Origin of the sequence: uncultured Nostoc sp., assembly GCF_964245575.1 — a bacterium.
Classification (GTDB): Bacteria; Cyanobacteriota; Cyanobacteriia; order Cyanobacteriales; family Nostocaceae; genus Nostoc.
Genome location: NZ_CAXTNP010000290.1, coordinates 1 through 9,271 on the forward strand (window position 1 = coordinate 1; position 9,271 = coordinate 9,271).

Below are 9,271 nucleotides of genomic sequence, written 5' to 3' on the forward strand. Positions count from 1 at the left end.
TCCCAAGTATTGAGTCTCTACGAGTAATTCACCGAATCAAATCGGATTGCTATATGGCTGGATCTGGTTTGATGCTTTAGCGCTACTATACTATGCACCAGACCAATGCGATCGCCTGCCTACTTGTCACTTATCCACTTTTTAACCAGTAGAGGATTTGTAGTCGTTCTTTACTACTTGCTTGTGTGACATGTTTAAGGGCTTTTTCCATTGAAGAACCGAAAATTAATTGCTCTACCCACAAAGATTACACAAGGATTAAACTGGTCTTAGGTAAAAATCCTTACCGTGTAGGTTTGAGCCAATCCTGCAATTTTCAATTTAGATTCACAACTTTTTGGTTTCCAAAACCACTTACCTCAGCTATGCAGTCAGCAAATCCAACCTTACTCACCCCTTCCGTACTAACGGCTTTAGAAGTGTGCAGTGATGAATCGGTATATGCTCCCGGTCATATTCAGCCGCATGGAATGTTGCTAATGCTGCAAGAACCACACCTCACAATCTTGCAGATTAGCGAAAATTTGGAACAGTTTTTTGGAATTTCCGCAGAAGCATTACTGGGTCAACCTTTACAACTGTTGTTTTCTAACGCTCAAGTGCAGCGACTTATTGGGTATCTAGCTCAAGATAACCTAGAGCTTTGCAATCCGTTTGGGCTAAAAATGCGGCAAAAGGTTGCTCAGACTCATTGGCAAAGGAAAAATCAGACATTCAGAGGTGTAATATACCGGATGGTAGATGGGTTGATTCTAGAACTAGAACCTCAGCAATCCATCAAAAGCGCCCATTCAATCCAATTCTATCACTGCCTGCAAGCTGCGATCGCTAATATTCGTAATGCTACTAACCTGACGAATCTGGCTCAAACCCTTGCCAGAGAGGTGAAAGCAATGACTGGGTTTGATCGGGTGATGATTTACCGCTTTGAGGCAGACGATAGTGGTGTAGTGATTGCCGAGGAAAAACAGAGGCATCTAGAAAGTTATCTCGGACTGCACTATTTAGCAATAGACATTCCCGCGCCAGCCCGCCAGTTGTTTTACCGCAACCGGATGCGATTCATTCCCGATATCAATTACACCCCTGTCTCACTGATTCCCACCAACTATCCTTTGACGGATGCACCCCTTGATTTGAGTAATTCTCTGTTACGGGGGGTGTCTCCCTGTCACATTGAATACTTACAGAATATGGGGGTTGCTGGGTCGATGACGATTTCGTTGCTCAACGATAAACGCCTCTGGGGATTAATTGCCTGTCACCACTACAGCCCGAAACTCGTGGATTATGAAACTCGCAAAGCCTGTGAATTTTTAGGACAGTTTGCTTCCATCGAACTGGTGCATCAGCAAGAACGAGAATTCCATATTTACCGAACGCAGGTAAAAGCGATTCAGGATCAACTGCAACAGACGTTATTGCAGGATTCCAATTTGATTGAGCAAGTGTTGAGCCAACATACTCCTCAATTGCTAAATCTAGTTCATGCTCAAGGAAGCGCGATTTTGCTTGATGGTCATCTGACATTAGTTGGTCAAACACCATCGGCTACCCAGGTGCAGGAGCTTGTGAAATGGTTGGTGCAACACAAGGGAGAACGAGTGTTTGCTACCGATTCCCTCTCACGTTTATATCCAGAAGCGGAGGCATTCAAAGAGCAAGCTAGCGGCATCCTGGCAATTTCAATCTTATTCAACCATGTTAAAAAAACGTCTTACCACATTATCTGGTTTCGACCAGAGCAAATCCAGACGGTGAATTGGGCGGGCAACCCCCAGGAAGCGGTAACAATCAACGAAATTGGAGAAATGAAATTATGTCCTCGGAAGTCGTTTCAACTATGGAAAGAAACCGTCCGGGAAACTTCCTTACCTTGGCAGGTTGCAGAACTGGAAGCCGCTACTGAGATGCGAAATACACTAATGTTGGTAGTGCTGGAGTTTTCCCAGACAGCCCTAGAACAAGCCGCAGAACAAGCCGAGATCGCAAACCGCGCCAAAAGTCAGTTCCTCGCTAAAATGAGCCACGAACTAAGGACTCCCCTGAATGCCATTTTGGGATTTACTCAGTTGATGAACCGTAGCGAGGCAATTCAATCTGAATTTCAAGAGCATTTAGGCATCATCAGCCGCAGTGGAGAACACTTGCTAACCCTGATTAACGATGTGTTGGAAATGTCCAAAATTGAAGCGGGTAAGTTACAGCTAACAGAAAACAGTTTCGATTTGCATCAGCTAATCCACTCCATTACAGATATGGTTGCTCTCAAAGCTTTAGAGAAAGGAATTGATCTAATTACAGAGCAGCATCCCAGTGTTCCTCGCTATGTGTATGGTGACGAATCAAAACTGCGCCAAATTCTGCTCAATCTATTAAGCAATGCAATCAAATTTACGACAACAGGCAGTGTCACCTTGCGATTACAAGCTTTCGTTAACTCAGTTGATTCAATACAATGCAGTTCCTCTGATTCTAGCTCTGACTCCCAACCAATAATAACCCTGCATCTGGAAGTCGAAGATACTGGATGTGGTATCGCTCAGTCCGATATAGAAACTGTGTTTGAAGCCTTCATACAAACAGAACGAGGCCGCTATGCTCAAGGTACAGGCTTAGGCTTATCGATTAGCCGTCAGTTTGCTCGTTTAATGGGTGGTGATATTACAGTGCAAAGCATCCTGAATCAAGAGTCAACCTTCACTTGTGAGGTTTTACTAAGTCTGGTAAACTCAGTGGATATCATCGCTTCTGAAACAACTCGCACTGTTATCGGTTTAGAAGCAAGACAGCCGACTTATCGCATTCTAGTGGCGGAAGACTTTAGAGAAAACCGTCAGTTGCTCGTTAGGTTACTGGAATCAGTAGGGTTCGAGGTCTGTGCAGCCCAGAACGGGGATGAAGCGATCGCTCTGTGGTCAAAATGGCACCCTCACTTGATTTTAATGGACATTCAAATGCCGGGAATTGATGGCTACGAGACTACTCGGCAAATTCGACAGAGGGAAACAGGTGAAAAGGTGGTGATTCTAGCGCTGACAGCTTATGCCTTTAAGGAAGACTACGCCAACAGCATTCAGGCAGGCTGTAACGACCACATCACCAAACCATTTCTAGAAAGTTTCCTATTTGATAAAATAGCGCACTACTTGGGAGTCCGCTACCGCTACCGCCAAGAAGCTTTACCAAGGTTAGACCAGCAAACCTTACTTCAAAAATCTCTAACCGCCGAAGATTTTCAGGTAATGTCGCCAGAGTGGATTATTCAGGTGCATGAAGCAGCTTTGAATCTTAACGATGCCAAACTCTACAATCTCATCGCTCAAATCCCCAACCAAGAGGGAGTTCTGCCCAATGCTCTGAAATATTTGGTAGATAACTTCCAGCTGGAAGCGATCGCAATTCTAACCCAAACTATGGAAAAAGACTCTGGCTGAACTACGATAAAATTTTAAAAAAGCCCTTACTCTCTTTTTTGACGTTCTAGGGATAAAGCTGCTTTGACTCTTTCAAATTCAGCCTCTACATTGTGTAGCTGTTCTGAAACATAGCTGATTTCGGAAAAAGCGATCGCTTCTATTTCTTGACAAAGAAGCACCAGTGTCGTTGCTCCCAAATATGCACTACTGGATTTCCAGGTATGGGCTAGGTACTTTAAAGTTGTGGCATCACCCTGAGTCAGAGCAAACCGAATTTGTTCCAAGATTTGTGAAGAATCTTCTAGATAGCAATCAATAATTTCTGTTAAAAATGTCTCATCTGCTCCTGCAATCTCGCGGATATGTTCAATAGCTTGAGTATTAATGGCTGGCAAGTTTGCTACTGCAACATCAGAGCCATTGACTAGGGGCTGATTGCTGCTGGGCAAGCTGAAATCACAATTACTATAAACTACCGATACACATCGACTTAAGGCTTGAGCCACCACGTCAATACGCATCGGTTTGCTGATATAATCATCCATACCAGCTGCTAGACATTCCTCGTGATCGCGCTCAAGGGCACGCGCTGTCAGGGCAATAATTCGCGGACGAGAACCAACTGGATATTTTTGGCAAATCAACTGAGTTGTCTCTAGTCCATCCATTTCAGGCATTTGGACATCCATGAATATTACGTCATAAGATAAGTGCTGAATAATTTCTAGAACTTCTATTCCATTACTGACAACATCGGCTTCATATCCCAATCGTTTGAGCATCAATAAAGTTAGCTTTTGATTAACTGGATGATCTTCCGCCAGCAAAATTTTCAAGGGGAACTGTTGTGCGATCGCAGAGTTGAATAAGATGAGATCAGATGGCTGAGTACTTGTTTGGTTAGTATCCAACTGAACACTAGTGTCTGTCGTTACTAGCGGTAAACTAGCCAAAGCAACGATAGTGAAATAAAAAGTAGATCCCTCTTGTACCTGACTCTCTACCCACATTTTTCCGCCCATCAATTCGGTGAGTTGGCGACTGATAGCTAATCCTAAACCTGTGCCTCCATAGCAGCGAGTAGTCGAGGAATCAACTTGACTAAAAGACTGAAATAATCGATCTAGTTTGTCTGCTGGCACACCAATCCCTGTATCTTTAACAGCAAACTCTAACTGATAAGTAGGCCCACCATTTAATGCTGTAATCTTAGTAGATTCACCTACGACATCGGCTGTAACTGTAATTGTGATACTGCCATTTGGAGTAAATTTGATAGCATTACCCAGTAAATTAACTAGGATCTGACGCAAACGAGTAATATCTCCTATAATTTTTCTAGGCACATTTGCTGTTAAATTAAAGCTAATTTCTAATTTTTTAGCTGCGGCATTGGTAGCTAGTAAGGCTATTGATTCTTTCAAGCAAGTTACTAAATCAAATGCTTCTGCTTCCAGTTTCATTTTGCCTGAGCCAATCTTAGAAAAATCTAAAATATTATTAATTAAAGATAATAAAATCTCCCCACTGGAGCGGATTGTCTCAACAGCATCTTGCTGATATGCATCCATATTTGTATCAAGCAATAGTTCCGTCATTCCAATCACTGCATTCATCGGTGTACGGATTTCATGACTCATATTGGCTAAAAACTCACTTTTAACTTGAGTAGCTATTTCTGCTGCTGCTTTTGCCTCCTCCAATTGTTGATTCTGCTGAACTAGAAGTTGCTGTTGTTGTTGAATAAGTAATTGATTTTTAATTCTTGCTAGTACTTCTAACTCTTGAAAGGGCTTAGTGATATAGTCTTGCGCTCCCAACTCAAAGGCTCGTACTTTATCCTTGAGATGATCTATAGCACTGATAAAAATAATCGGAATCCTACGTGTTTTTTCTCCAAGTTTCAACTGCTGACAAACTTCATAGCCGTTCATTTCTGGCATATTAATATCGAGCATAATTAAATCCGGTGGCTCTCGCTGGGCAGCTTGTAACGCCATTCTGCCATTGAGCGATTTGCGAACGATATAACCCTGTAACTCTAGCATTTTGGATAACAGACGTAGATTATCAGGGTTATCATCTACGAGTAGAATATTGGTTTGCGATGCAGGTTTCAGTAACGTAGCCATAGGAATTAGAATTAAAGCCTGAGTTAGTATTCCCAAATACACACTCCAAACACTCAAAATCTCAAGCCAAATCGAATTTACTACTGCTGGTTTGCCACTGTCCCGTAGCCTACTAATGCGATCGCCTACGGTGGGCGCTTGCACCATCGCTAATCTCTGTGAACCTGAGGAATTGGTGTCCTAAATCATTCAACAGAAAAACATAAATTTATCAATCTGAAGTAGATATCTCTTCAAAGGGAAATAAATTTTATCCTAAATTGTTAAATCTGAAACAAAAAACCCTTGCCAAAACTTGTTAAAAACCTATTAGAATTACTTTTTTGTAGAGATAGCGAGGATGAATGATAATTAATTTTGAGTACGTTGCCTTCTTTGTGCTGCTACTGACAGCGCTTGTATTAGCAATTAAGCAAATGAGCATTGCTTTGGATGAAGTAGATATTGAGCGCTTTACTCTCTGGACAGGTATTGCTTCTGTGATTGCTGGTTTACCAATAATATTGTGGTAGCTTCCCAGTTAATGCCATCCTCTCTCTCTTGCAATAATAAATTTAGTTTTTTGGACTTCCAAACAATACGACTCCATCCGTCGAGTATCTTAGTAACCAGAATATTGTCTCGCCTATTATTCTGTTCGCTTTATCTCCAACCATTCTAAAACCCGATTCCATGCCCACCAAGGGTCAGGGTCTTGTAATTGGCGCTGGCAATTTTTGCTACTCATATAGCCAACATGGCCGCCGTAACGAGTGAGTAGCAAATCTATTGCAGGATTGCGATCGCAGGCAGCTTGCAAGTCAGGTATGATGGCTGGGTCAAAAAGTGGATCATCGGCAGCATAGATAATCAAAGTCGGTTTTGATATTTGCGGTAATATTTGGAGAGCGCTGCTGGCTTGATAATATGCTTCCACAGAAGGAAAACCTAGTCGGTTAATTACCAGTTCATTGTCAAAACCCCAGATACTGTTTGCCCGTTCAATCGCCGTTGGGTCAATGCTTCCAGGATGAGCATCATGTATTCGCCATGCCAGTTTTTTTAAATTCTGTGCAATCTGCGTTTCCAAATATCTACCAAAGGGCTTAGTGACTAGATAAGATAGCGATCGCTCTGAATCCAAACTCGGACAAATCACCATACCACCGCCAATATCGCTATCTTCTAGTCCTAAACCTTCATGCTCTCTAATCACTTCACCAGATACTTTCAGTGCCCATAGCGCCAATTGCCCTCCTAAAGAAAATCCTGTAAACCAAAATTTTCCCGGACATCCCATTGCCTTAGCAGTGGCGGCAATGCGAACATAATCTTCCCCCTCATACAGTCCATCGGAAGTCAGAGTTGGCGACAAGTCGGCGGTTTTACCGTGGGCACGCCAATCAAATAACACTATAGCGTACCCTTGAGCGTAGGCTTTACGTCCTAGCACTCTCAAAGACCATTCTGTCTTTAACTCTCCAGTAATCCCATAAGTACCAATAATCGTGCTATGAGCATTTTCAGGAATGGCAACCAAGCCAAAAATTGGCACACCTTGCCCACCTATAAAGATTTTTTCGTGATAAGACGGTTCAGGGTTTTGATTAGTACTTTCCCAGTAACGGCTTCCCCACAAAGCGGTGTGTACAGTCATAATTACACCGTTTTGTAAAAACCAAGACGGATTGAAGGCAGGAGTATAACAGATCATAGACTATAAGATTTCGTGTAATTGAGTCTTGATTTCATAGTCATTTAATCTTAATATTTATGTAAGATTTAAAAACTTTTTTAGAATCGATTCAAAAATCTTTGTATCTATCAAAGGTTGTTAATTATCCTTAATAAGTAGTAATAATTTTTTAAGAATGCCGAGGATTCTTGTCATAGACGATGACCCAGCGATTTCAGAACTAGTTGCCGTCAACTTGGAAATGGCTGGCTACGATGTTAGTCAAGCTGAAGACGGCATCAAAGGTCAAGCGCTGGCTCTCCAGCTACAACCAGACTTGATCATGCTCGATTTAATGTTGCCCAAGGTAGATGGGTTTACCGTTTGCCAACGCCTGCGCCGCGACGATCGCACCTCTGAGATTCCGGTGTTAATGTTGACGGCTTTGAGCCAAACTCAGGACAAAGTAGAAGGTTTCAATGCAGGCGCAGATGACTACCTCACCAAGCCTTTTGAAGTTGAAGAACTGCTGGCGCGAGTGCGGGCACTTTTGCGGCGGACTGACCGCATTCCCCAAGCTGCAAAGCATAGTGAAATTCTCAACTATGGCTCACTCACCCTCGTTCCGGAAAGATTTGAGGCAATATGGTTCAATGAAACGGTGAAATTGACTCACTTGGAATTTGAGCTACTTCACTGCTTGCTGCAACGCCACGGTCAAACGGTTTCTCCCAGCGAAATCCTTAGAGAAGTTTGGGGCTACGATCCTGATGATGATATAGAAACGATTCGAGTCCATATTCGCCACTTGAGAACCAAGCTAGAACCAGATCCCCGCCACCCCCGCTATATCAAGACAGTGTATGGTGCTGGATACTGTCTTGAGTTACCCGGTATACCTCCATCAATTGAAGGGGCTTCAGTAACAGTCGTTGAATGAAATCAGGCTAAATACCTTTAACTAAGCCATGATTTAGGCAAGAACTCTCAGAAACTTTTATTCCTTACCGTTTAGTTAAGGTTATTGGTGGGATTTTCCGGTGTGTAGAGATGTTGCAATGCAGCGTCTCTACTATCGACAAGGAAATTATTTTTTTCCTTGGGTATTAGTCTAAAATCATCTTAGTACAAAATAACTATTTTTTGGCGATCGCCTGTTTTTAGTCTAAACACCAGAAATAAATTTAGGGGTTTTAAACCCGCTTGAGGTCAAAAAATATATTTTCTTCCTCCTGTTTCACCTCGACTGCCCTCGGCGACCACCTGCCTCCTGCCCTCTGCCTTCTGCCTTACCCGAAGGGCTGTTAGGGACTTCCAAGAAATAAATTATCCAAGTAAACGAACCACTCCAGACACAGAGAACACACAGGAATAAGGAGGAGAGAGTTTTTTCGCCAGTTTTTTGAGTATTTTTTTATTTGGAAGTCCCTTAAATTGTTAACGTCTTTATCACGCAACAGCCTTTTGTTTAGGCTGACGCACCGGACGCTTGCGTAGGCGTAGCCCGTCGTAGACATCGCTTCGACGAACGCCCCCTGCCATTTTGTACTCATCGCTATTCTTGCCATACTTTGCAGCTACACTGAGTAACATGTGTTCTGTTAGTTCCATCAGGGACTTTTCGGCAAGTTCTAAGGCTCCCTGAGTCAGATCCACGGTAGAGAGGCTTGAGTTATAAGCTTCCAACTTCTCTTGCGTTGTTTTGATGACGGCTGCGAAGGAGTCAATTGTTACCCCATTGCCTAAGTCTAAGCTGGGACTGATCGATTTCAAAGCGGCAATCCGACGCTGTGCTCTATCAAGTACTTTAGATCCACGTTTTGGACGTGACATAAATCACTTTCCTATTATTAATAATGCGCCAGGATAAAAACTGACTTCTACCCTGAACTGTACAGCACTAGGATAGACAGAACTGGGGTTAGTTGACAGCCGTATTATCCGGAAAAAATGATTTATTTATTACAAAAATATCAAATATTTTTATGTAAATTATTGGAGGTTGGCCGAATTCAATCAACGACACCCCGAATTCAATCAACGACACCCCGAATTCAATAAACGAC

At 42.6% G+C, this 9,271-nt stretch carries 6 protein-coding genes; 3 read left to right on the plus strand and 3 right to left on the minus strand.

The window, feature by feature from the left end; genetic code table 11:
* The first annotated feature begins 365 nt into the window (after positions 1-365).
* A complete protein-coding gene (locus ACFFAP_RS31610) occupies positions 366-3,437 on the plus strand; it encodes a response regulator (protein ID WP_375514917.1) in 3,072 nt (1,023 codons plus the stop codon).
* A 26-nt stretch (positions 3,438-3,463) separates the two neighbouring features.
* Here ACFFAP_RS31610 and ACFFAP_RS31615 read toward each other — a convergent pair whose 3' ends face one another.
* The gene (locus tag ACFFAP_RS31615) at positions 3,464-5,698 is read right to left on the minus strand and encodes a response regulator (RefSeq protein ID WP_375514918.1); all 2,235 of its coding nucleotides are present in this window, start codon (positions 5,696-5,698) and stop codon (positions 3,464-3,466) included.
* Between the two features lie 197 nt (positions 5,699-5,895).
* Here ACFFAP_RS31615 and ACFFAP_RS31620 point away from each other — a divergent pair, with 197 nt between their 5' ends.
* Entirely contained in the window at positions 5,896-6,063 is a 168-nt protein-coding gene (locus ACFFAP_RS31620) for a hypothetical protein (protein WP_375514919.1), read from the plus strand.
* A gap of 116 nt (positions 6,064-6,179) precedes the next feature.
* Here the strand turns inward: ACFFAP_RS31620 and ACFFAP_RS31625 are convergent, their stop codons facing one another.
* The gene (locus ACFFAP_RS31625) at positions 6,180-7,244 is read right to left on the minus strand and encodes a YheT family hydrolase (RefSeq protein ID WP_375514920.1); all 1,065 of its coding nucleotides are present in this window, start codon (positions 7,242-7,244) and stop codon (positions 6,180-6,182) included.
* Positions 7,245-7,401: 157 nt separating this feature from the next.
* Between ACFFAP_RS31625 and ACFFAP_RS31630 the strand changes: the two genes are divergently transcribed.
* Positions 7,402-8,145 (plus strand): response regulator transcription factor, encoded by a 744-nt coding sequence (locus ACFFAP_RS31630; protein WP_375514921.1) that lies wholly within the window; start codon positions 7,402-7,404, stop codon positions 8,143-8,145.
* Between the two features lie 509 nt (positions 8,146-8,654).
* Here the strand turns inward: ACFFAP_RS31630 and ACFFAP_RS31635 are convergent.
* Entirely contained in the window at positions 8,655-9,038 is a 384-nt protein-coding gene (locus tag ACFFAP_RS31635) for a hypothetical protein (RefSeq protein WP_375514922.1), read from the minus strand.
* Between the last annotated feature and the right edge of the window lie 233 nt (positions 9,039-9,271).

Bases quoted from the DNA above. Each gene is read 5' to 3' on its own strand.
- ACFFAP_RS31635 (WP_375514922.1), bottom strand. From the start codon at position 9,038: ATGTCACGTCCAAAACGTGGATCTAAAGTACTTGATAGAGCACAGCGT.
- ACFFAP_RS31610 (WP_375514917.1), top strand. From the start codon at position 366: ATGCAGTCAGCAAATCCAACCTTACTCACCCCTTCCGTACTAACGGCT.
- ACFFAP_RS31630 (WP_375514921.1), top strand. From the start codon at position 7,402: ATGCCGAGGATTCTTGTCATAGACGATGACCCAGCGATTTCAGAACTA.
- ACFFAP_RS31615 (WP_375514918.1), bottom strand. From the start codon at position 5,698: ATGGTGCAAGCGCCCACCGTAGGCGATCGCATTAGTAGGCTACGGGAC.
- ACFFAP_RS31620 (WP_375514919.1), top strand. From the start codon at position 5,896: ATGATAATTAATTTTGAGTACGTTGCCTTCTTTGTGCTGCTACTGACA.
- ACFFAP_RS31625 (WP_375514920.1), bottom strand. From the start codon at position 7,244: ATGATCTGTTATACTCCTGCCTTCAATCCGTCTTGGTTTTTACAAAAC.